Raw genomic sequence first — 21,678 nt, 5'->3', positions numbered from 1 at the left:
GGCAGCTTCCAAGCACAAAGGGCCCTCGGGCCCTTTGCTTTTACCGAGTGGCTTTTACTGGGTGAGCTCGCTGGCCGCCTGAGGGCGTTCGATCAGCTCTAGCTTGTAGCCATCCGGGTCCGTCAGGAAGGCGATGACGGTGGTGCCGCCCTTGATGGGGCCGGCCTCACGCGAAACCGAACCGCCGAGCGTGGCCATCTTGGCGCGGGCGGCGTCGCAGACCGCTGCTGCGTTGTCGACGCCAATGGCGATGTGGCCGTAGGCCGTGCCCAGTTCGTACTGGTCGACGCCGTAGTTGTAGGTCAGCTCCAGCTCGGCATGTTCAGGATTGCGCCCGTAGCCCAGGAAGGCCAGCGTGTATTGCTGTTCCGGGCGGTCGGTGGTGCGCAGCAAGGTCATGCCCATGACCTGGGTGTAGAAGTCGATCGAGCGCTGGAGGTTGCCAACGCGCAGCATGGTGTGCAGCAGTCGCATGAGTGTGGTTGCGTAAAAGAAAGCCAAGAGTGTGCGGCCACCATGAAACGAAGCCTGGCAGCGCGGCAGGAAACCCCGCTCGCGCTGCAGGCTTGCAGTGCCTCAGTGCGGCTGGGTCACTTGAATTGTGGCAGCAAGACGCTGTCGATCAGCCAGACCGTACCGTTGGTGGTCTTCACACCCTTGCAACTGGCCACCGACTGGTTCACTGAAGCACCGTCGGCGTCATAGGTCAGGAACAGGCTTTGCCCCTGCAGGGTGGGGACCTGTGTGGGGATGAGGCTGCGGCGCGGGTCGGCTGTGCCGCTGGTGACGTGGTAGGTGAGGACCTTGGTCAACAGTTTGGGATCGCTGCCGATGAGGTCCAGCAGCGGCCCGGGAACCTGGGCGAAGGCATCGTTGGTGGGCGCGAACACGGTCAGCGGGCCTTTGCCGGAGAGCGCACCGGTCAGGTCTGCCGCGACCACCAGGGACACCAGCGTGCTCAATTGCGGCGTGGCCATCGCCGCATCCACGATGGTGCCGGGGAACTCGGTGAGCTGGGTGTGGCGGCAACTGAGGTAGGCGCTCAGGTTGAAGGGCGTCGCCTGGGCGGGCGTCAAGGCAAAGAGGGCGGAAGCAATGGCCGCGACCGGGGTCAGTTGACGCAGCGACAGGCGAGGAAGGCGGGCGAACTTGAACATGGGTGGCTCCTGGAATGGGGTTAAACCAATCAGTATTAAAAGTGACTGATCGGTATTTATTGTGCGCAATATGCCCGCTTTGTGCACATTGGCCATGTTGTCTGTTGGGTAACTGGCGCGCGGTGGCACCGGGGGGGCCGGGTTTCGGCTAAGCGCGAGCGAGACGCACCGGCAGCCAGCCGCGCACGCTGTTGAGCAATGCCATCCCTTGCGCCTGGGCAAGGTCGTTGAGTGTCAACGTGCGCTCGTGCAAGGCGCCCTGTGCCAGCAGGCTGGCGCGCATCACGCCGGGCAGCAGGCCGGCGGCAAGGGGCGGGGTGTACCAATGGCCATCGAGCTTCAAGGCCAGGTTGCCGATGGTGAACTCGGTGAGCTCGCCCGCCTGGTTGAACAGCAAGGTGTCGAACGCCCCGTCTTTGGGGGCGAAGGGCGCGTAGGCCTGGCGCCTGGTGGTCTTGTGGCGGATAAAGTCGTCAGCGGGGGGCATGGCCTGTTCGGCCAGCTGAACGGTCACGGTCGGCCGATCATCGGGCGTGAGGTCTGCCGACGTACTTTGCGGGGTCCACGGTGGCGGATGCGTCTCAGGAGCCGAGCCCGGGCCGATCAAAGGGCTGGCTTGGGCATTGATATGACCATCGACGGACAACAGCAGCCTCACCTTGTGCACCCCGGCCGGGTGCGCCTGACAAAGCGCGTTCAGGGCTTCTCGCACGCGCTGTTCTTGCGCCTCGCCCCAGGCCCAGCCAAAGTGCCATGCACTGGCGGCAAGGCGTTGCAGGTGCAGGCTCAGGCGCGGGATCTGGCCTTGCTCCAGCCGCATCGATTCCAGCAGCTGGAAGGGGCTGTCGGCGCGCTTGAGAAAGGCTTGTTTGGCATGCCACTCGGCCACTTCGCCGGCAGGCGTGGCATCCAGCGTGATGCCGCTGCCGATGCCGCAATGGGCGGACCACGGGGCAGGCGGCGGCGGGGTGTGCACGCACACGGTGCGGATGGGCACGTTGAACGTGACCCGCCCGCCCGGCGCCATCATGCCCACGGCGCCGCAGTAAACGCCACGGGCGCTGCGCTCCAGCCGGGCGATGTGGTGCATGGCCTGGCGCTTGGGCGCGCCGGTGACCGAACCACACGGGAAGAGCGCCGCAAACACCTCGCTGAGTTTCAGGCCTGCGCGGCTTCGGGCCGTGACGGTGGAGGTCATCTGCCACACCGTGGGCAAGGCCTGCACATCAAACAGCGAAGGCACCTGCACGCTGCCCACTTCGGCGACCCGCGACAGGTCGTTGCGCAGCAGGTCCACGATCATGAGGTTCTCTGCGCGCTCCTTGGTGCTGGTGCGCAGGTGCGCTGCAGCCTCGGTATCCGACTGCGCATCCAGGCCGCGGGCAGCGGTGCCCTTCATGGGGCGCGTGGTCAGCGTGTGGCCATCCCAGTCAAAAAACAGCTCTGGGGACACGCTCAACACCGCCCCTGGGGCACGGCAGGCCGCGCGTGCATCCAGCATCAAGCCGTAGCCTTGTGGCTGGCTGCGGCGCAAGGCCATGAAGTAGGGCCAAAGGGACGAGGGCTCGCCTTGGTAGGCCGAGTGGCGCTGCGTGGTCAGGTTGACCTGGTAGACCTCGCCAGCACGGATCAGTTCGTGGATCTGCTGGATGCGCTGTGTGGCGGCCTCGTCGTCCAGGTCGGCTTGCCAGGGGCCTGTCGACCAGCTTGCGGCTGCGCCCGGCACGATCTCGTCACCGGCCCAGGGCTGGGCCTCATCGAACACGGCCCACACGGCATAAGGCTGGCCGGGCGGCAAGGCCTTGACGGGCAGGTGCGCATCCAGCCCCGGTGCAGCTTCATACGCCACCCAGCCGACACACCATTGGCCGGCCTTGGCGTGGGCGTGTGCGGCGTCCAGCAAGCCTGCCACCTGTGAGGGGTCATGGGCCACCAGCCAGCGCACCGGGCGCTCGAAACGCCAGCGCTGGCGCGGGCCTTCCTGCCCCTCGTGCGCCGGGAAGTCCAGCAGCGCGGTGGGCAGGCTCGGGTCTTGGTCAAGCACGGCGGTCGGGGGTGACGATGCTGTAGAGCAGGGCCATGCCCACCACGGCGAACAAAGCCAGGCTCCAGAACTCGAAGGGCACGCCCAGCACGCTGGCGGCGGCATCGGCACACGAGGCGCGCACCTCGAAGATGTCGGGCCAACGCGTGTCAGCGCCAACGAAGGTGATGAGCTTGTCGGCGAAGGTCAGGGCGCAGGATGCCGACTTGGCGGCCACAAAGTGCTGCCACAGGGCTGCGCCGATGCCGCCCAGCGTCAAGGGCAAGGTGAGGGCCGACAGCGCACGACGTGGCAGCGCGCCGGGCAGGGCGGCGGCCAGCAGGCACAGCACCGTCAGAACGATGAAGATCATGCGTTGCAGGATGCACCAGGGGCAGGGCTCCATGCCGAACTTGTGCTGTGCCAGCAGGGCCAGCGCAACGGACACGCCGCTGGCCAGGCCCATCAAACTCAGTGCGAGACGCGGAGACAACTTGGCCATGACGGGGCTCAGCGCACTTCGGCGATCAGTTCGATTTCAACGCAGGCCCCCAGCGGGATCTGCGCCACGCCGAACGCGCTGCGGGCATGCACGCCGGCTTCACCAAAGACCTCGCCCAGCAGTTCCGAGCAGCCATTGGTGACCAGGTGGTGTTCCGTGAAGTCAGGCGTGCTGTTGACCAGGCTCATGACCTTGACGATGCGCACGACCTTGTCCAGCCCCCCGGCGGCCACGCTGAGCGTGCCCATCAGGTCGATGGCGACGGCGCGCGCTGCGGCCTTGCCGTCAGCCGTGGCCATGTTCTTGCCCAGTTGCCCAGCCCAGACCTGGCCGTCCTTCTTGGCGATGTGGCCGGACAGAAAGACCAGGTTGCCGGTGCGCACGAAGGGCACATAGGCGGCGGCGGGCACCGACACCGGGGGCAGGGTGATGCCGAGGTCTTTGAGGCGTTGTTCGATGGACATGGTCAGCGTGGGGTCAAATATCGGTTTGTGCCGCAGGCAGCGGCCTGAACGGGAATGCTACACCGACTGCCTGACACCCGGTTTGACAGGGTGATACAAGCAATTACAAGCAATTCAGGAAGGTGCCGATCGATGGTGATGGCCGATGTGAGTGTGGGGCTGCTGGGCCTGGCCATTGTGGTGAGCTGGTGGCCAAGCCCGGCGCGCAGCGGCGCGGCCGGCGGCTGGGGTGCGCCTTGGGTGTGGTTGCTGGTGGCGGCCGTCCTGGCTGGCCTGGCCGGTGGCGTGCTGAACTGGGCCGCGCTGTTGCCACTGGCCGTTTTCATGTGGCTGGGGTGGTGGGCCCAGGAAAGCGCCTCGTCGAGCGCCTCATCAAAGTGGCCGCCTCTGGCCTTTGGCGTGATGGCGCTGGCGCTGGCTTTGCACGCCTTCCCCTGGTTTCACCGCGTGCCGGTGTTTGAAGCCGTTCGGCTGAGTCCGGACGCGCCACCTTTTGCCTTGTTCGCCAGCGTGGACAAGGCCCTGGCCGGCCTGGGGCTGCTGGTCTGGGTGTGCCGGCGTTGTGGCTCGCTGCCTGAATGGCGCGCCATGCTGTTGGCCACCGCACCCATCTTGCTGCTTACCGTGGCCCTGGTGCTGGGCTTGGGTGTGGCAACCCATTTGATCCACTGGGATCCGAAGTGGCCGGTGCAGGCGCCAGCCTTCCTCGCCATCAACTTGCTGTTCACCTGTGTGGCCGAGGAGGCATTCTTCCGTGGGCTGTTGCAGGAACGGTTGGCTCAGGCATGGGGGGCATCGCCACTGGTGTGCTGGCTGCCGGCGCTGGTGTCTGCGATCTTGTTTGGTGCCGTCCACCTGGGTGGTGGGTGGCCCTTTGCCCTGCTGGCCACCGTTGCCGGGCTCGGGTATGCGGCGGCCTATGCGCGCACCCGGCGCATCGAGGCGGCCATCCTCACGCACATCGCGGTCAATGCTACGCACTTCCTGCTGTTCACCTATCCGGCTTTGGCTTGAGTTTGGCAGGGCGCGTGGCCATTGCACTCAGGTGGTCGGGCTGGCCGGGTGGTGCGGGCGACCATCGTCTGGCGCTGCCCACCAGCTGCAGCCTGATCCCACATAGGCATGAAAGGCCAGGCCGGCCTGGATGGGCTCGTCCACCGTGCCCATGCGCACGCGCAGCACGCCCGGCAGGCTGTCTCGCTCGCTGTAGATGGGCGAGCCGCAGCATTTGCAGAACCAGCGGCGCTTGCCCGGCGTGGCCTCGTATGCCTGCATCAAGGCTTGCCCCGATACCAGCTCGAAGTCTGCTGCCGGGATGGGCGCATTGCCGGCAAACGCCGAACCCTGCGCCTTGCGGCACTGGCTGCAATAACAGATCTGAATCGGTGGGATGTCGGTGAGGATGCGGAATTGAATGCCCCCGCACAGGCAGCTTCCTGTGTTCATGGCTGGATTGTGCTGTGCCTTGTCCATCCCCCGTTCATCGCCACCTATCGGGGTGCTTGCCGCTGTTTAATGTGCTCCACACAATGCCGCAGCCATTGATACAGATGGCAACACAAAAAATGTGGGTGGCGGGTGATGGGTGTGTGGCTGGTCTGGGCTGGGGCCTGGTTGTGGGGGGTGTTCTGGCAGACCGGCGCGGGGGCGTTGCCACCGGCTTGGGCGTCGGCATGGGTTGCGGGTGTGTCCGGGGTCGGCTTGATCGCCTTGATCTGGGCGAGGCGCCGGCCCTGGATCAGGTTTGCGCGATGGCGGCGCGGTTTGTGCTGGGCATGGCTGGCCCTGAGCGCGTTGGCCGTGCTGGCCTTGGCCTGGTCTTCCACGGCGTGGCGCGCGAGCGCCCGCATGCACGAAGCCATCCCTGATGCGTGGGTGGGGCAAGCGGTGTCCGCCCTCGTGCAGGTGGAAGGCTTGCCTCAACCCGTGCCAGGCGGTGCCGTGCTGGATGCCCGGGTGATCAACTGGTTGCCGCAGCGGGGACTGGACACTGACACCATGGCCCGTGACTGGCCGCGGCACCTGAGTGTGCGCATGGCCGTTCAAGATGGCGTGCTGCCCCTGGCTGGTGAGCAATGGCAGGTGACGGTGCAACTGCATGCGCCAGATGGCCAATCCAACCCTGGTGCCTTTGACGGGACGCTGGCCTATTTCGAGCGGGGTGTCAGGGCGGTGGGCAAGGTGCGGGCCAAGGGGGTGGGAGACGGGCAGGGTGCACGCCGCATCAGCGATCAGGCCGAGTGGCCTTGGCAAGGGGTGATGGACCGCTGGCGCCAGCGCATACGGGGCGCGATCTTCGAGCATGTGCCAGACAGGCGTGCGGCGGGCATCCTGGCGGGCTTGTCCGTGGGGGATCAATCGGCTATCGAGCAAGATGACTGGGGCTTGTTCCGCCAGGCCGGGATCACCCACCTCGTCAGCATCAGCGGCGCGCACATTGCCATGTTTGGCTGGATGGCAGCCTTGCTGGTGCGCCGGCTCTGGTCACGGTGGCCCAGAGGCATGCACTGGTGGCCTGCGCCCGATGTGGCCATGTGGGCGGCGGTGTGTGCCAGCGGTTTGTATGCGGTGCTGGCGGGGTGGGGCGTGCCGGCCCAGCGGACGGTGTGGATGATGGCCATGGTGTGCTGCTTGCGATCGGGTGGCCGGCGCTGGCCATGGCCACTGGTGTGGATGGTCAGTGCCGTGGGGCTGACGGTGCTGGACCCCTGGGCCGTGCGGCAGGCCGGGTTCTGGTTGTCGTATGTGGCGGTGGGGGTCTTGTTGTCCGCAGGCCTGGCGGCCTCGCCACTGCACACCGAGGTCCAGCCTGCCGGGCCGGAGCCATCCTCCATGAGCGAGCGCCTGCGGGGCTGGGCGGCGAAGGCCTGGGGGGACTTGTGCCAGCTCGTGCGCATCCAGTGCCTGATCACGCTGGCCTTGATGCCCTTGAGCCTGGTCGTGTTTCAGCAGGCCTCGATCAGCAGCCTGCTGGTCAACCTGATCGCCATTCCTGTCTTCACGATCTGCATCACGCCAATGGCCCTGCTGGGGACGTTGTGGGCCCCGTGCTGGGATGCCGGTGTCTGGGTGATCCATGGCCTGATGGGCCTGGTGGCCTCGCTCGTTCACGCGTGGCCCGCGATGGCGGCGTCACCGGTGTTGCCCTGGTGGGTGGCACTGTTTGGCGTGGTGGCCGGTGCCGCGCTGGCCGTGCCGATGCATTGGCGCTGGCGGCTGGGGTTGCTGCCGTTCGTTTTGCCCTTGGCTTATTTGCCCCAGAGCGGGCATGTCTTGCCAGCGCCCAGGCCCGGTACGTTTGGCCTGATCGCGGCGGATGTCGGCCAAGGTACGGCGGTGCTGGTGCGCACAGCACACCATGCGCTGCTGTTCGACACGGGGCCACGCATTGGCGAGCAGCTCAATGCCGGTGAGCGCACCTTGCTGCCCCTGTTCCGGGCCATGGGTGTCAGCGAGCTGGACACCTTGATGATCAGCCACCAGGACACCGACCATGTCGGCGGGGCGGCCGCCATCATCGGGCAGATGCCGGTGGCGCAGTTGATCAGCTCGCTGGATGAGGATCATGCGCTGCGCCACCAGCCAGGCATGGGCGGCAAAGCGGTGCCTCACCTCGCCTGCCAGGCAGGCCAGCAATGGCAATGGGATGGTGTGCGCTTCGAGGTGCTGCACCCGTGGCCTGATGACTACGCCAATCGCACCGAGCGCGAACCCAATGCGATGTCCTGCGTGCTCAAGGTGAGTGTGGATGGGCCCAACGGCGCGAGCGCCTTGTTGACGGGTGACATCGAGGCCGAGCAGGAGGCAGCCCTGGTCGCCCATGACCCGCAGGCCTTGCGCAGCACCGTGCTCGTCGCGGCGCACCACGGCAGCCGAACATCGTCCACGGCTGGTTTCCTCCAGGCGGTGCAGCCACAGCAGGTGGTGATTCAGGTGGGCCGCCGCAATCGTTATGGGCACCCTTCGCCGCCGGTGCTGGCGCGCTACGAGGCCATGCAGCTGAACTGGGTGGCCACGCCGGCTTGTGGGGCCTTCGTCTGGTCGATGGGCGAAAGCCAGATTGATACGCACCCGCTGGATGTCACCCAGCCGGGCGCCACACCGCGCCTCGGGCAGTGCTGGCGGCCGGGCCACCATCGGTATTGGGATCAGCCTTCACCGATGCAGGCCAGGCCCGTCAAGGGACACCGCCCCACTGAGGATGGTTGATCAGCCTTCGTGCGTGTTGATGCGGCTGGCCAGGATCTTGTCGATGCGCTTGCCGTCCATGTCCACCACCTCGAAGCGCCAGCCTTCCCAGTCAACCGAGTCGGTGGTCTCAGGCAGGCGACCCAGCAACAGCATGACCATGCCGGCCAGGGTGTTGTAGCGGCCACGGTCCTCATCGGGCAGGGCCTTCATTTCCAGGCGATCCTTCAGCTCCGGCATGGGGATGAGGCCGTCGATCAACCAGGAGCCATCCTCGCGCTGGATGGCCCAGGCATCTTCCGATTCGGTGGGCGTGAATTCGCCTGTGATGGCTTCCAGCACGTCACGCAGCGTGATCACACCTTGCACTTCGCCGTATTCGTCCACCACGAACACCATCTGTGTGTCCGAGGCGCGGAAGTGCTCCAGCAGCTCCATGCCCGAGAGGGTTTCGGGAACGAACACCGCGGGCATCAGGCCTTCGCTCAGGTCATTGGATTGATGCTGGGTCAGCTGATGCAGCAGTTGCTGGGCCGTGGCCACGCCCACCACGTCGTCCAGGCCGCCCCGACAGACGGGGTAGCGCGAATAGCCGTGCTCGGCAATCGTGGCCAGGTTGTCTTCCATGGGCGCGTCGATGTTGAGCCAGGCGATGTCGCTGCGCGGGATCATCATCGAGCCGATCTGGCGCTCATCCAGGCGGAACACATTGCGCACCATCTGGTGCTCATGGGCCTCGATCACGCCGGCGTCCAGGCCTTCTTCCAACTGGGCGGCAATCTCTTCTTCCGTCACGCTGCGGTTGCCGTTGTCCTTGATGCCCAGCAGTTTGAGGATGGCCACCGTGGTGGCCGCCAGCAGGCGCACAAAAGGTTTGGCCATCCGGGACAGCCACTTCATGGGCTGCGACACCAGGCGGGCCACCGTCTCGGGGTAGAGCTGGCCCACACGCTTGGGCACCAGCTCACCAAAGATGATGGTCACGAAGGTGATGATGAGCACCACGATGCCGGTGGCAGAAATGGCCGCGGCACGTTCATGCAGGTCGAACTGCGCATGCAGCCAGTGTGCAAGCGGTTCGGAGAAAGCCGCGTCGCCCACGATGCCGTTGAGCACGCCCGTGGAGGTGATGCCGATCTGAACGGTGGACAGGAACTGCGTGGGGTTGTCGTGGAGCTCGATGGCGGTCTGAGCGCCCACGTCGCCGGTTTCGGCCATGACCTGCAAGCGCGCCTTGCGGCTGGCGGCAAGCGCCATCTCCGACATGGCGAAACAGCCGTTGAGCAGGGTCAGAAAAAACAGTAGAGCAAGTTCCATGTGTGGCGCCGCGTCGGGCAATGCCTTGGCCGGGCCGTCTGTAAAGGGCCCATAAGCGTAGCAGAATCCGTTCCATGATCTATTTAGTTGGCGACCTGCAAGGTTGTTGCAACCCTTTTGAGCGGTTGTTGCAGACCATTGATTTCTCTCCTTCAAGGGACCACGTCTACATCTTGGGCGATCTGGTCAACCGGGGGCCTGATTCGCTGGGCGTGCTGCGCCGCCTGCGCGAGCTGGACAACTCGGCCACCTGCCTGCTGGGCAACCACGATCTGCACCTGCTGGCGGTGGCCCATGGCGTGCGCAAGCCCCACCGCAGTGACACGCTCGACACCATCCTGAACGCGCCCGACCGGGACGATTGGCTCAACTGGATCCGCCAGCAGCGCCTGGCCGTTCATGAGCACGGATGGCTGATGGTGCATGCCGGCGTGGTGCCGCAATGGGATGCTGCGCAGACCGTGGCGCTGGCCGGTGAGGTCGAGGCCATGCTGGCCGGGCCGGACCTGGGGGAGTTCCTGACCCGCATGTACGGCAACGAGCCCGAGCGCTGGGATGACAGCCTGCAAGGCGTGCCGCGCTGGCGCTGTGTGGTCAACAGCCTGACACGCCTGCGCTTTTGTTCGGTGGACGGCACGATGGAATTCGCCACCAAGGACGGCAGCGACGGCGCGCCCGAGGGTTTCATGCCCTGGTTCGACGTGCCGGGGCGCCGCACCGAGGGCACGCCCGTGGCCTTCGGGCATTGGTCCACGCTGGGGCTCATCAACCGTGACGACCTGCTGGCGCTGGACACCGGCTGCGTCTGGGGCGGCCAGCTCTCGGCGGTGCGTGTCGACGGCGCCACGCGCGAGCTCATTCAGATCGATTGCCCGCAGGCGCAAAAGCCGGGCAAGGCTTGAGCGGCAGCAAAGCTGTGGCCAAAGCCACTACAATGGCGAGCTTCAGGGTGTGTGGCCGAGCGGTTTAAGGCACCGGTCTTGAAAACCGGCGAGGGTTTATCCCCTCCGTGAGTTCGAATCTCACCGCACCCGCCAGTATCTGGCCCGAGTCAATGAGTTGCTTGGGCATTTCATGGTTGACGCTTCTCTCCTCTTGCGGGTCATCCGTTTCGATGAGGGGCTTCTATTGAGGTGCTTGGTGGGCATTCTCGGGCGCATGTACAGGCTGCTGACGGTGGCCGGTCCGACACAAGCAGGTCAGGAAGACCGGCGCCCGCTGCAGTTGCAGCTCAACGAGGCTCGCCGTGAACTGGGGCGGGTCATGGCCTGCGGCGAAGACGGTGGCGATGCACTCCGGGCGCGCATCCATGAGATGGAGTCCGTGCTGACCGAGCGCAATGTGCGCGGTGAGGCCCTGGAAAAGCAAGGGCAGCTGGATGCCGCCATGGCCCTGTATGAGGCGAACGTGGACGACATGTTCTGCGGCAGCCACCCCTACGAGCGACTGATGCTTGTTTATTCGCAACAGGGGGCGCTGGAAGACGCCCAGCGGGTTGCCCGCGCCTGCCTGGCGCACGCCATCGTCGATTTGCCGGAGACGGTGAGAGCGCGCTGTCTGGCGGTGCTGCAAGCGGGTCTCCAAGGGTGATCAGCCAGGTCTTGCCGTTGGCAACCATCGTCGTGCCGCTTCTTGCGCAGGCACGCGCCTGCTGATCATCACCATGAGCGGACCGGCGATGCCACCCAGAAAATCAGATTGGTACAGGCGGCTGCTGAGTTTCAGGCTGCGCTTGATAGAGCGCTTGATGCCACGGCCCGGCAACACGCTTTGGTTGTGGGCGGCGCTGGCAGGGGTGGTGGGGGCGCTGGCCACGGTGGCTTTTCGTGAAGCGATTTCCTTGCTTCAATGGGGTTTCACTCGTCACACGGGGAGCCTGGTTGCGGTGGCCAGTGCACTGCAGCCTTGGCAACGCGTCTGGATCCCGGCGCTTGGTGGGTTGCTGGCGGGTACCGTACTCGTCCTGGCCCGACGCATGCCGGGAGCGCGTTCGGCCCCTGATTACATGGAGGCCATCGCCGCAGGAGATGGCGTGATCAAGCCGGGGCAGTCGCTGTTGCGCAGCTTGTCCTCCTTGCTGTCGATTGCTTCTGGTGCTTCGATCGGGCGAGAAGGGGCCATGGTGCAGTTGGGCGCGATGGCCGCATCCGTGCTCGGCAAGTCGGTCGATTTCAATGTGCCGCGCCAGCGCCTGCTCACAGCCTGCGGTGCTGCAGCAGGCATCGCGTCTGCCTATAACGCACCCATTGCAGGGGCCTTGTTCGTCTCGGAAATCGTGTTGGGCTCGGTGGCGATGTCCGGGCTCGGGCCATTGTTGGTTGCGTCGGTCAGTGCCAGCATCGTGATCCATCAGGTGGTGGGGTATCACGCAAGCTATGACATGCCCGCGTTCGCGCCGATCGCTGGCGCCGATGTCTTGCCATATTTGATGCTGGGCGCGCTGACTGGCCTGGTCGCGCCTGCGTTTCTCTGGATGCTGGATGCCGCCAAAAGCCTGTTTGCCCGGCTACCACTGCCGCTCGCGCTCCGGCTCGCCTTGGGTGGGCTGATCGTTGGCCTGGTGTCGATGTACGAGCCTCAGGTCTGGGGAAATGGCTACAGCGTTGTGAACTCGATTCTGGGCTCCCCATGGGGCTGGCAGGCATTGTTGCTGGTCCTGATGGCCAAGCTGCTGGCCACGTCGGCGACAGTGGGCAGTGGGGCGGTGGGTGGTGTGTTCACGCCGACCTTGTTTGTTGGCGCAACATTTGGTGCGCTTTATGCGCATGCACTCAATGCGTTGGTGCCCGGCATGGCTTTGCCCAGCGCCTGTGCTGCCGTGGCCATGGGGGCCATGCTGGCGGCAACCACCCATGCGCCGTTGATGTCGATTCTGATGATTTCGGAAATGACGATGAGCTACCAGATCACCTTGCCGCTGATGCTGGCTTGCGTGAGTGCGTATTCGGTAGCGCGTGTTTTTCGCCGCGGTTCTGTTTACGCCGCCTCTCTGCGCAGCCAGCGCACGGACGCCGGCGTGCAAGCCATCAGGCTGACCACGGTAGCTGATCTGATCAAGCCGGATCGCCCCAGCGTGACGCCCCAGACGAGCGTGGCTGAATTGGCTCAGGTATTCGCCCGACACCGGGTGCAGTATCTTTATGTCGTCAACGAGCAAGGCGGGTTCGTGGGTGCGGTGTCTTTGCATGACGTGGCGCGCGCCATGGCCCAGCATGCTGTGCCGACCCTGTTCGCCAGCGACATCCTGCTGCGTGAGTTCCCCGCGCTAACGCCTGATATGGACATGAGCGCGGCGCTGCTGGTGTTTGCGCGTCATCACGGCGAACGCCTCCCCGTGGTGAGCGATGAAGGTGGCGTGCGCAAGCTCCTTGGCTCGGCCACCAAGACCGATGTGATGCTGCTGATGGGGGCGAGCCTGACCCGCTGAGCATGCCGTTCGCACGGGTCCTTGTCGTCACGTCGGTGCCCCCCTGCTGGCGGTCTTGCCATCTTGAATCCGGCTCGGGGCTAACCCTGCTTATGCGCGTTGCCGCATGACATCTGCGCGAACGCGCAATACAGACTGGTGAGCTGCTTTCACCATGTGCTCGCCGATGCCTCCGTGCGTCGGCATCATGCCGCGGCCCTCGCTGGCCGCGGTTCAGAGCAACACCAAGAGACAGCGCAGCGCATCAACATGACGACATCCCTCAACCGCATCCTGACTGGCCTCGCCAGCATGGCCGCCCTGGCCGCAACTTTGTCGCACCCCGCTGCGGCGCAGCAGGCCTTTCCTGCCCCACCCACGCCACCGCTGGAGCCCAAGAACGACACGTTCTACACCGCGCCCAGCGAGGTGGAGTTGGGCGCGGTGATGCCTGGCACGGTGCTGCGCTACCGCGAGATCAACGCCAAGGCCTACTACCTCTTTCCGGTGAAAGGCCAGGCCTGGCAACTGATGTACCGCAGCACCGACCACAAGGGGCGCCCCGTGGCCATGGTGGGTACGGTGCTCTTGCCGGACAACGCGCCGGCGACCAACCGACAGTTGATGGCCTACAACGTTGCGTATGACGCCTTGACGCTGCGTTGCGCGCCGTCCTACGAGTTCGTCAAAGGTACGGCGCTGGAACAGGCCTTGATCCAGACCGCCTTGAAGAATGGCCTGGTGGTGATGTCGCCTGACTACGAGGGTTTGAAGTCGCTGTGGACGATCGGTTTGAACTCCGGCCACGGTGTGCTCGACGGCATCCGCGCGGCAGAGAACTTCAACCCCGCCGGCCTCAATGGTGCCAGCACCCCGGTGGTGATCTCGGGCTACTCGGGCGGTGCGATCGCGGCCAACTGGGCCAATGAGCTGTACCGCAGTTATGCGCCCGAGCTGAACATCAAGGGCGTGGCGGCCGGTGGCGTGGCCGTGGACCTGGGTGACATTGCCCGCAAGGTGGATGGCGGCTTCTGGGCGGGCGTGTACTTCGGTGCCGTGGCCGCGCTGGCCAATGGCTACCCGGAGGTGGATACGGCCACGCTGACCAATGACAAAGGCAAGACCATGCTGGCCAAGGCGCAGAACATGTGCCTGGGGCAGTTCCTCACCGGTGCACCTGACCCGCTGCTGAACTTCGCCTTCCAGAAGATGAGCAGCAACACCACCGTGCCGCAGTTGCTGGATGTGCCCGTGGTCAAGCAGATCATTGCCGAGAACCGCCTGGGGCAGCGCACACCGGGGGCACCCGTCTACATCTACGAAGGCACGGTGGATGAGCTCATGCCGGTGGCCGATGTGGACGCGCTGGTGAACAAGTACTGCAGCCAGGGCGTGAAGGTGCAATACAGCCGGACCTACAACGACCACTTGCTGCTGGCCGTCACGGGCTTTGGCAAGGCCTTTGCCTATTTGCAGGACCGCCTGAACGACGTGCCTGCTCCCACCAACTGCAAGTGACGCAGCTTGGCGCCTGACTGCTCAGGTCAGGCGCCGCCGATAGTCGCCGGGCGACACCCCCGCCCAGCGCTTGAACGCATGCTGGAAGCCGCTTTGATCTGAGAAGCCGAGCAGGTCCGCCACATGGGCCAGCGTCATTCGCGGGTTGCGCAACAGGCGTTCTGCCTGACGGTAGCGCACGCGGTCCAGCACCTCGCGGTAGGTTTCGCCGTGCTGCTCCAGCCGCGTCTGCAAGGTGCGGGGTGCCAGTTGCAACTCAGTGGCCAGATGCTGCAGCGTGACCTCGCCCATGGGCAGGCGCTCGGCCAGCAGCGTTTCAAGGTGCGCCATGAAGCCGTGATCCTGTCCCAGCAGCTTGACCAGATCGGTTTCAGCCTGTTGCCGCAAAGAGGCATGCACATGCCGGTCGCGCTGCGCCACAGGCAGGCTCAGGTAGGCCATGGGGATGCGCAACTGGTTGACGCCCTTGTTGAACTGCACACGCCCGCCAAAAGTGGCCTCGAAGCAGGCCCGCACCGCTGCGCTGTCAGGCTCGGCAAACGTGAAGCAGGCATCGCAGACCAGGTCCGGCCGCTCCGCCAGCTTGCGCGCCTGGTGCGCCCACAAGCTCATGGACAACATGATGAAGTCCACAGGCGGGTTCTCGATGAGCGGGCGCCAGGTCAGCGTGCAGTGTTCGCCCTCGGCCTGGAACTCGGCCTCGTTGACGCTGTCTAGCAATTGCTCGTAGCGCTGCAGCGTGGCGGCGGCGGCCCCCAGCGTGTCGCACGACATCAGCAGAAAGCCCAGCATGCCCAGGTGGCGCATCTTGATGGTCTCGGCCAGCTTCAGCGGGAAGGCCGGGTCGCCCAGGTACTTCGCCGCCTGCTGCAGCATGCCTTGCCATTGCAGGATGCTCAGCCGTTGCGTGTCGGCTCCTTGCCGGATGTCGTGCACACGTGCTGGATCAAACACATCTTCAGGGTTGATGCTGCGTTGCTCGAAATACTCCAGCACCGCCAGCGCATAGCTGGGGCTGGCGGAGCCGAGGTAACTGCGTTCGATGGGCATGGCGAATCAGGCGGAGGCCCGATGCTAGAGCAGCACAGCCCTCACGGCCATTCGGCTTTGCACCGATGTTTGAGGTGCCACGCCCACAAAGAAAACAGCCCATCGGCCTAGGAGCGACGGGCTGTGCGGCGGCCATCCAACTGGAAGGCCTGATCTGGTGGGGCGGTCCCCAGATCTGCCCCTGTGAAGGGGAGCCACCAGATCGGTGGCGTGGTGCGGCAAGACCACCTTGCCTGCCTGATCAAGTCAGGCTGAGCACCCATGTTTGGCGCCGTTACCCGGCTACCCCGTCTGGCGTTGATTACCTCAGCGCGTCGACAGATTCAGTATCTCGCTTTTCATCGGTGCTGTGGCGGTTTTTTGCACGCAGATCAAGATGCAGATGCCACCTGTGTGTGAAAGTTGGCGGCACACTGTGCGCAGATGCTTTTCCTTGCACCCCCAGGCGGGTGTCTTCAACATGGTTTGTGAAATCTTGACGGTCGGGCAGATGGCGCAAGCCGACGCGGCCACCATCGCGGCGGGCACCCCTGGTTGGGTTTTGATGCAGGCAGCAGGTGATGCCGTGGTGCGTGCGCTCACACAGCGCTGGTCGCCACGTGACACGGTGGTGCTGTGCGGGCCCGGCAACAACGGTGGCGATGGCTTCGTGGTGGCCACGCGCTTGCGTGCCTTGGGCTGGCCTGTGCGACTGGCCTGCCTGGCCCCTGTTGACGCACTCAAAGGGGACGCGGCCCTGGCGGCACAAGCCTGGTCGCAAGCCGGTGGCGATACCCCCTTGTTGAACGATGTGGCGCCGGTATGCCTGGATGGGGCCCAGTTGGTGGTGGACGCCTTGTTCGGTGCCGGCCTGGCAAGGCCTCTGGATGGCGTGGCTGCCGATGTGCTGCTGAAGGCGCACACCCGTGGCCTGCCCATCGTCGCGGTGGACGTACCCAGCGGTGTCTGGGGCGATACCGGTGAGGCCGCAGGGGCCGTGCAGTCGCAGCTCACGGTGACCTTCTTCAGGCTCAAGCCCGGGCATGCCTTGATGCCGGGGCGGGCCTTGTGTGGCGAGGTGGTGGTGTCGGGTATCGGCATCCGGCCTGAAGTGCTGGCGCCCATGAACGTGCAGGCCTGGGACAACCAGCCCGTCGTCTGGCGCGATGTGTGGCCCACGGTGGACGCGGCCGGCCACAAGTACCACCGAGGCCATGCCTTGATCTGGGGCGGCGCCTCCATGACCGGCGCGGCCCGGCTGGCTGCCCGCGCTTGCGCCCGCATCGGGGCCGGCCTGACCACGGTGTGCACACCACACCGTGCCTGGCCTGTGTACGCCAGCGCGCTGGAGTGCGTGATGGTGCACCCGCTGGAGGGCGAAGCCGCCGCCAGCTGGCAGGTGGGCCTGGAGGGCTTGCTGGACGACGACCGGCTGTCGGCCATGCTGATCGGGCCGGGTGCCATGGGCGGCTCGAACGCATCGGGCATCCGCGGCCTGGTGCTGACCATGCTGGCCAGTGGCCGGCCGGTGGTGCTGGATGCAGACGCGATCTCGGCCTTCCATGAAGACCCATCCTTGTTGTTCGCCGCGATCAAGGGGCACAGCCGGCCCGTGGTGCTCACGCCGCATGGTGGCGAGTTCGCTCGCCTGTTCAAGACGCCGGAAGTGGCGGGCGCGGGCAGCAAGCTGGCCTGCACGCGTGCAGCGGCCAGGCTCAGTGGCGCGGTGGTGCTGTTCAAGGGCGCCGATACCGTGGTGGCCTCGCCCGATGGGCGCGCGGCCATCAACCGCCATGCGCCGGCCACCCTGGCCACGGCGGGCGCAGGTGATGTGCTGGCGGGCATGATCGTGGGCTTGCTGGCTCAGGGGATGCCGGCGTGGCAGGCGGCGTGTGCCGCGGCCTGGTTGCATGGTGATGCGGCGCAGGACTTTGGCCTGGGCCTGATCGCCGATGACCTGCCTGATCTGATCCCGGCTGCGCTCAAGCGCCTGGCTGCTTTGCCTGTGCCGCGTTGAGCGCGGGCTGGGGTAGCCTCGTCGGGCGCCCTCAGTTCATCAGTTCATACAGGTGCGGTTCTTGCCGGTGCGCTTGGCCTCGTACAAGGCCACGTCCGAGCGGTCCAGCGTGGCCTCGATGGCTTCGCCTGCGCGGTAGAGCGTGACCCCGGCCGAGAAGGTGATGAACACCTTCTTGTCTTCATGCTCGAAGAACTCGGCGCTCAACGTGCGTTGAAGGCGGGTCAGCACCTGCTGGGCCTCATCCAGGCCAGTGGCTGGCAGCAGCACCACGAACTCTTCGCCGCCATAGCGCGCCACGACATCAACGGGGCGCAGCAATTCGCCCACGCGGCGGGCCAGGAATTTCAGGGCTTCGTCGCCCGTCTGGTGGCCCAGGGTGTCGTTGAGTTTCTTGAAATTGTCGACGTCCAGCAAGCCGATGGCCAGCGTGGTCCCGTCGCGTTGCATCTTGGCCTGCTCGGTCTCGAACGCGCGCATCATGCCGCGCCGGTTGGCGATCTGGGTCAGCGGGTCCGTCGAGACCTCGTCAGACAGCTTGCGGATCTCGTCTTCCAGCTGGCGAACGCGTTCGGTCAGCTCGCTGGCGCGGGCGTGCTCGTCGTTCAAGCGGGTTTGCGTCTGCGACACCACGGCCTGCACGGTGCGGCTTTCTGCCACCATTTCGCGCACCACGCCGGCCAGGCTCTCCAGGCTGTCGGCCTCACCGATGGTGTCGGCATAGCGGCCCAAATTGGTATGGAAGCGGTCGGTGGTGCTGCCCAGTTCGGCGATCTCGTGCAGCATCTGGTGGATCAACTGCTTGAGCGCCTGGCGGGCCGCTTCGCGTTCCTGCTTGAGTGCGATCTGCTTCTCACGGGTCTCGGCCAGCAACTGCTGGATGTGGCGCACGCCGCGGCTGTTGAGCCCATCGGCCAACTGGTGGCGCATGGCCAGGCATTGGCCTTGCACCCAGGAGTCGTCTTCAGACAACTCGGCCAGGCTGTCGGTCAGGGCGGTGCACAGCCCAGTCAACTGGTCGATCAGGTGGTAGCGGTGCTCGATGACGCGCCGTGCCTGCTCGCAAGCCAGGCTGATCTCGGACTTGATGTGCGCGTGCTGCTCATCGGGCACGGTGGTGTCGCGGGTTTGATCCAGCACGGACTCAATGGTGCGGATGGCTTCTTCCGACTGCGCCTGCTGCGGGGGCAGGGCGGCCGCCACCGTGTCGGCGAGTTGGTCGATGGCGTGGCGAGCCAGCTCGGGCCAGGACGAGGTGATGGCGGGCGTGGATGCCAGCGTGGCGTCGGGTGTCGTGATCAAAGGCGCAGCGGTGGACGCCGCGCTGGCCTGCGCCGGTGCAGCGGCCTTGTCTTCAGTGGATGTGGCCGGCGTGTCGGCGGCGGCCTCGTCGCCTTCCAGCAGGCTGTTGTCCAGCGTGTCGCTGTCCCAGCTGCCGACGAGCTGGGTCAGGCGCTGGTGCAGGCGCGTGGCCGAGCTCTTGCTGCCATCGAGTACGCGCTTGAGGCTGTCCTTCTTGCGGGCGGTGGTCCATTGACGGCCGCCCCGTTCCGCACCACGCAGGATGCGGGTGATCAGGTTGGACCAGCGTTCACCGTCATCGTTGTCCTGCTGGGACTCGTTGAGCGTGGCGGCCTTGTCCGCGGGCCTGTCTGGCGTGGTGGTGGGCGAGGAGGGCACGCCTGACTCGGCCTCGTAAGCCTTGCGGTAGTTGTCAGGGGTGGGCTCCAGCCGCTGTTCGGCCAGGCGCTTGAGTGCGGCCTTGGCCAGTTGGGCAGGGGTGAGTGAGCTGCTTGGCGTGTTGGGCGGTGTGGGCATGGTTCAACGTGAGCCGCTGATCCTTGTGGCGGTGGGGTCCGTGCCGACCAGCCCACCGGCGATGCGCGGCAAGGTCTGGCCGGACTGTGTGTCCAGCAGCCATTGCTCGACCTGGCTGGCGGGCATGGGGCGCGCGAACAGGAAGCCCTGGCAGATGTGGCAGCCCAGGTTGTAGAGCACTTCCATCTGGGTCACGTTCTCGACGCCCTCGGCGATGACGCGCAAGCCCAGCGCACGGGCCAGCGCGATGATGGCGGACACCACGGCGCCGCTCTGGGGCGTGTCACCCAGGTCGCGCACGAAGGATCGGTCGATCTTGAGTTCGCTGATGGGCAAGGTGGTCAGGTAGGCCAGGGACGAATAGCCCGTGCCGAAGTCGTCGATCGAGATCTCGGTGCCCAGTTGGTTGAGGCGGTGCAGCGAGGGCACGACGCCTTGCAAGTCCTTCATCAGGCCGGTTTCGGTGATTTCCAGCTCGATGGCACGGGGCTCCACGCCCAGGCGTGACAGGATGGCCTCGATCTTTTCGACCAGGTCAGCTTGTTCGAACAGGCGGCTGGGCAGGTTGACGGCGATCGAGGCATCGAAGCCGAACTTCCTTTCCCATTCCTTGGCCTGCTTGGCCGCTTCTTCGATGGCCCACAGGCTCATCTCGTTGATCAGGCCGGTGGCCTCGGCCAGCGGGATGAAGTCGCCAGGCGGCACCAGCTGGGTGCCGCGCTGCCAGCGCATCAAGGCTTCAGCGCCCACCATGCGGCTGGTGCGCACGTCGATCTTGGGCTGGTAGTACAGCACCAGTTCCTTGCGCTCCAGGGCCTTGTGCAGGGCGGTATCCAGGTCCAGGCGCACGCGGCCCTTGCTGGCCAGTTGCGGGTCATACAGCTGGGCGGTGTTGCGGCCCTGGGTCTTGGCCAGGTCCATGGCCACGTCGGCATTGCGCAGCAGGTCGGCCACGCTCAGGCCATGGGCCGGGAACACGGCCACGCCCACGCTGGCGGTGATGAAGCATTCCTGGCCGGCGGCCATCATGGGTTCGCGCAGCGCATCCAGGATGAGGCGCGCGGTGTCCATGGCCTCCTGCTCGCTGCTGATCTCGGGCAGCAGCACCACGAATTCATCGGCACCCAGGCGGCCCACGGCTTCGAGCGTGCGGTGCACGCGCTGGCCACTGCCGATGTCCAGGTTGCCCTCCATGACCTGCTCGGAGTGGCGCACGCAACTGCGCAGGCGGCGCGAGACCTCGATCAGCAGTTCGTCACCGGCGTGGTGGCCCAGGTTCTCGTTGATGATCTTGAAGCGGTCCAGGCCGACTTGCAGCAGGGCCACGCAATGGTTGAGGCGCTTGGCATGCTCGATGGCGCGTTCGCTGCGCCAGAACACCTGGCGGCGGTTGGGCAGGCCGGTGAGCGTGTCGAAATTGGCCAGGTGCTTGATCTTGTCTTCGGCCACGCGGCGGTCGGTCACGTCCTGAACGATGCCGGTGTAGCCGATCAGGTTGGCCTGCTCGTTGAATTCGGGCTCGGCCTCCACGTGCAGGATGCGCTGGCGGCCATCGGTGAGGCCAACTTGCACGTCGTTGCACAGCACCGTGCCATGGTCGATCACCTCGCGCAGCACGCGCTGGAAGGCTCGCCGCTCTTCGGCCGGCATCATGCGCACGATCTGGCGCAGGCCGAGTCTGTCGCCCTGGCCCATGCCGAAGACGCGCAGGCCTTCAAGTGAGAAGGCGATGTCGCCCGCGCCCTTGCGCCAGTCGAAGCTGCCCATGCGGGCAAGGTCTTGTGCGCGGGCCAGTTTGGCCTTGCTGCGCTCCAGCTCGTAGCGGGTGCGGGAGGCACGCAGCAGGTAGCGCAGGCGCCCGGCCAGCAGGCTCCATTGGGTGCACTTGACGAAAAAGTCCGTGGCGCCGACTTCGTAGGCGCGGGTGATCGAGGCTTCGTCGTCCAGGCCCGTCAGCATCAGCACGGGCAGGGATTCGAAACCGGGCAGGTGCCGCAATTCCTGGCAGGTGGCAAAGCCGTCCAGGCCGGGCATGACCGCATCCAGCACCACCACGTCGGGCAGCAGGTCGGCCATCAAGTGCAGGGCTTGCTCGCCGGAGCTGGCCTCCGTGATGGCAAAGCCGCGTTCCCGCAGGGCGATCGAGGTCAGCAGCAGGTTGACTTCATCGTCGTCAACCAGCAGGACCTTGGGTTGTTCGTCGAGGTTCTGATCGGCCATGAGGGAGGGGAGACTCATC

Annotated in this window: 17 protein-coding genes and 1 tRNA gene; 8 read left to right on the top strand and 10 right to left on the bottom strand. The window is 65.7% G+C overall.

What is annotated here, in order from left to right; genetic code table 11:
• Positions 1 to 54 precede the first annotated feature (54 nt).
• From gloA to JY96_RS03975, 5 genes are all read right to left on the bottom strand, one after another.
• A complete protein-coding gene (gene gloA / locus JY96_RS03995) occupies positions 55 to 474 on the bottom strand; it encodes a lactoylglutathione lyase (RefSeq protein ID WP_035041165.1) in 420 nt (139 codons plus the stop codon).
• A 116-nt stretch (positions 475 to 590) separates the two neighbouring features.
• Positions 591 to 1,157 (bottom strand): fasciclin domain-containing protein, encoded by a 567-nt coding sequence (locus JY96_RS03990; protein ID WP_052162123.1) that lies wholly within the window; start codon positions 1,155 to 1,157, stop codon positions 591 to 593.
• A gap of 148 nt (positions 1,158 to 1,305) precedes the next feature.
• Positions 1,306 to 3,201 carry a chorismate-binding protein gene (locus JY96_RS03985; RefSeq protein WP_235333843.1) on the bottom strand — a complete coding sequence of 632 codons (1,896 nt, stop codon included), beginning with the start codon at positions 3,199 to 3,201 and terminating at the stop codon, positions 1,306 to 1,308.
• Positions 3,194 to 3,682 (bottom strand): disulfide bond formation protein B, encoded by a 489-nt coding sequence (locus JY96_RS03980; RefSeq protein ID WP_035035113.1) that lies wholly within the window; start codon positions 3,680 to 3,682, stop codon positions 3,194 to 3,196. The genes JY96_RS03985 and JY96_RS03980 overlap by 8 nt, the downstream gene beginning before the upstream one ends.
• Before the next feature lie 8 nt (positions 3,683 to 3,690).
• On the bottom strand, positions 3,691 to 4,146 hold the full coding sequence (locus JY96_RS03975) for a RidA family protein (RefSeq protein ID WP_035035109.1): 456 nt from the start codon (positions 4,144 to 4,146) through the stop codon (positions 3,691 to 3,693).
• Between the two features lie 138 nt (positions 4,147 to 4,284).
• On the opposite strand from JY96_RS03975, the gene JY96_RS03970 reads away from it, so the two are divergent.
• On the top strand, positions 4,285 to 5,160 hold the full coding sequence (locus JY96_RS03970; RefSeq protein WP_035041156.1) for a CPBP family intramembrane glutamic endopeptidase: 876 nt from the start codon (positions 4,285 to 4,287) through the stop codon (positions 5,158 to 5,160).
• Between the two features lie 27 nt (positions 5,161 to 5,187).
• On the opposite strand, the gene JY96_RS03965 is transcribed toward JY96_RS03970, so the two are convergent.
• Positions 5,188 to 5,592, bottom strand: coding sequence for a GFA family protein (locus JY96_RS03965; RefSeq protein WP_035041142.1), 405 nt, complete (start codon positions 5,590 to 5,592; stop codon positions 5,188 to 5,190).
• Positions 5,593 to 5,727: 135 nt separating this feature from the next.
• Here JY96_RS03965 and JY96_RS03960 point away from each other — a divergent pair, with 135 nt between their 5' ends.
• Complete coding sequence (locus tag JY96_RS03960; protein ID WP_152606358.1) at positions 5,728 to 8,355, top strand: DNA internalization-related competence protein ComEC/Rec2; 2,628 nt, start codon at positions 5,728 to 5,730, stop codon at positions 8,353 to 8,355.
• Here JY96_RS03960 and JY96_RS03955 read toward each other — a convergent pair whose 3' ends face one another.
• Positions 8,356 to 9,651 carry a hemolysin family protein gene (locus JY96_RS03955; protein WP_035035108.1) on the bottom strand — a complete coding sequence of 432 codons (1,296 nt, stop codon included), beginning with the start codon at positions 9,649 to 9,651 and terminating at the stop codon, positions 8,356 to 8,358.
• Between the two features lie 74 nt (positions 9,652 to 9,725).
• On the opposite strand from JY96_RS03955, the gene JY96_RS03950 reads away from it, so the two are divergent.
• The 5 genes from JY96_RS03950 (at position 9,726) to JY96_RS21935 (ending at position 14,575) form a co-directional block, all read left to right on the top strand.
• Positions 9,726 to 10,553, top strand: a complete 828-nt coding sequence (locus JY96_RS03950) for a symmetrical bis(5'-nucleosyl)-tetraphosphatase (RefSeq protein ID WP_035035106.1) — start codon at positions 9,726 to 9,728, stop codon at positions 10,551 to 10,553.
• A 45-nt stretch (positions 10,554 to 10,598) separates the two neighbouring features.
• Positions 10,599 to 10,688, top strand: a tRNA-Ser gene (locus tag JY96_RS03945).
• A gap of 121 nt (positions 10,689 to 10,809) precedes the next feature.
• Positions 10,810 to 11,241: a hypothetical protein gene (locus tag JY96_RS21940; protein ID WP_052162119.1), complete on the top strand. Its 432-nt coding sequence runs from the start codon at positions 10,810 to 10,812 to the stop codon at positions 11,239 to 11,241.
• Positions 11,242 to 11,362: 121 nt separating this feature from the next.
• Positions 11,363 to 13,078 (top strand): ClcB-like voltage-gated chloride channel protein, encoded by a 1,716-nt coding sequence (locus JY96_RS03935; protein WP_052162888.1) that lies wholly within the window; start codon positions 11,363 to 11,365, stop codon positions 13,076 to 13,078.
• Positions 13,079 to 13,327: 249 nt separating this feature from the next.
• Positions 13,328 to 14,575: a lipase family protein gene (locus tag JY96_RS21935; RefSeq protein ID WP_152606356.1), complete on the top strand. Its 1,248-nt coding sequence runs from the start codon at positions 13,328 to 13,330 to the stop codon at positions 14,573 to 14,575.
• A 21-nt stretch (positions 14,576 to 14,596) separates the two neighbouring features.
• Here JY96_RS21935 and JY96_RS03925 read toward each other — a convergent pair whose 3' ends face one another.
• On the bottom strand, positions 14,597 to 15,625 hold the full coding sequence (locus tag JY96_RS03925) for an AraC family transcriptional regulator (protein ID WP_035035104.1): 1,029 nt from the start codon (positions 15,623 to 15,625) through the stop codon (positions 14,597 to 14,599).
• A gap of 460 nt (positions 15,626 to 16,085) precedes the next feature.
• On the opposite strand from JY96_RS03925, the gene JY96_RS03920 reads away from it, so the two are divergent.
• Entirely contained in the window at positions 16,086 to 17,621 is a 1,536-nt protein-coding gene (locus tag JY96_RS03920) for a bifunctional ADP-dependent NAD(P)H-hydrate dehydratase/NAD(P)H-hydrate epimerase (RefSeq protein WP_035041128.1), read from the top strand.
• 39 nt (positions 17,622 to 17,660) lie between these two features.
• On the opposite strand, the gene JY96_RS03915 is transcribed toward JY96_RS03920, so the two are convergent.
• Together JY96_RS03915 and JY96_RS03910 are read right to left on the bottom strand one after the other, a co-directional pair.
• Positions 17,661 to 19,439 (bottom strand): diguanylate cyclase, encoded by a 1,779-nt coding sequence (locus JY96_RS03915; RefSeq protein ID WP_035035102.1) that lies wholly within the window; start codon positions 19,437 to 19,439, stop codon positions 17,661 to 17,663.
• 3 nt (positions 19,440 to 19,442) lie between these two features.
• The gene (locus JY96_RS03910; RefSeq protein WP_052162117.1) at positions 19,443 to 21,677 is read right to left on the bottom strand and encodes a bifunctional diguanylate cyclase/phosphodiesterase; all 2,235 of its coding nucleotides are present in this window, start codon (positions 21,675 to 21,677) and stop codon (positions 19,443 to 19,445) included.
• Position 21,678: the final 1 nt, after the last annotated feature.

It is taken from the genome of Aquabacterium sp. NJ1 (genome assembly GCF_000768065.1).
Lineage (GTDB): Bacteria > Pseudomonadota > Gammaproteobacteria > Burkholderiales > Burkholderiaceae_C > Aquabacterium.
Note: the sequence above shows the minus strand (reverse complement) of the source record. Positions and strands in the feature narration are given on the sequence as shown.

Excerpts from the sequence above, each read along its gene's own strand:
- JY96_RS03960 (WP_152606358.1), top strand. The coding sequence starts at position 5,728 with ATGGGTGTGTGGCTGGTCTGGGCTGGGGCCTGGTTGTGGGGGGTGTTC.
- JY96_RS21935 (WP_152606356.1), top strand. The coding sequence starts at position 13,328 with ATGACGACATCCCTCAACCGCATCCTGACTGGCCTCGCCAGCATGGCC.
- JY96_RS03980 (WP_035035113.1), bottom strand. The coding sequence starts at position 3,682 with ATGGCCAAGTTGTCTCCGCGTCTCGCACTGAGTTTGATGGGCCTGGCC.
- JY96_RS03915 (WP_035035102.1), bottom strand. The coding sequence starts at position 19,439 with ATGCCCACACCGCCCAACACGCCAAGCAGCTCACTCACCCCTGCCCAA.
- JY96_RS03925 (WP_035035104.1), bottom strand. The coding sequence starts at position 15,625 with ATGCCCATCGAACGCAGTTACCTCGGCTCCGCCAGCCCCAGCTATGCG.
- JY96_RS03955 (WP_035035108.1), bottom strand. The coding sequence starts at position 9,651 with ATGGAACTTGCTCTACTGTTTTTTCTGACCCTGCTCAACGGCTGTTTC.
- JY96_RS03910 (WP_052162117.1), bottom strand. The coding sequence starts at position 21,677 with ATGAGTCTCCCCTCCCTCATGGCCGATCAGAACCTCGACGAACAACCC.
- JY96_RS03975 (WP_035035109.1), bottom strand. The coding sequence starts at position 4,146 with ATGTCCATCGAACAACGCCTCAAAGACCTCGGCATCACCCTGCCCCCG.
- JY96_RS03990 (WP_052162123.1), bottom strand. The coding sequence starts at position 1,157 with ATGTTCAAGTTCGCCCGCCTTCCTCGCCTGTCGCTGCGTCAACTGACC.
- gloA (WP_035041165.1), bottom strand. The coding sequence starts at position 474 with ATGCGACTGCTGCACACCATGCTGCGCGTTGGCAACCTCCAGCGCTCG.
- JY96_RS03965 (WP_035041142.1), bottom strand. The coding sequence starts at position 5,592 with ATGAACACAGGAAGCTGCCTGTGCGGGGGCATTCAATTCCGCATCCTC.
- JY96_RS03950 (WP_035035106.1), top strand. The coding sequence starts at position 9,726 with ATGATCTATTTAGTTGGCGACCTGCAAGGTTGTTGCAACCCTTTTGAG.
- JY96_RS03970 (WP_035041156.1), top strand. The coding sequence starts at position 4,285 with ATGGCCGATGTGAGTGTGGGGCTGCTGGGCCTGGCCATTGTGGTGAGC.
- JY96_RS03920 (WP_035041128.1), top strand. The coding sequence starts at position 16,086 with ATGGTTTGTGAAATCTTGACGGTCGGGCAGATGGCGCAAGCCGACGCG.
- JY96_RS21940 (WP_052162119.1), top strand. The coding sequence starts at position 10,810 with ATGTACAGGCTGCTGACGGTGGCCGGTCCGACACAAGCAGGTCAGGAA.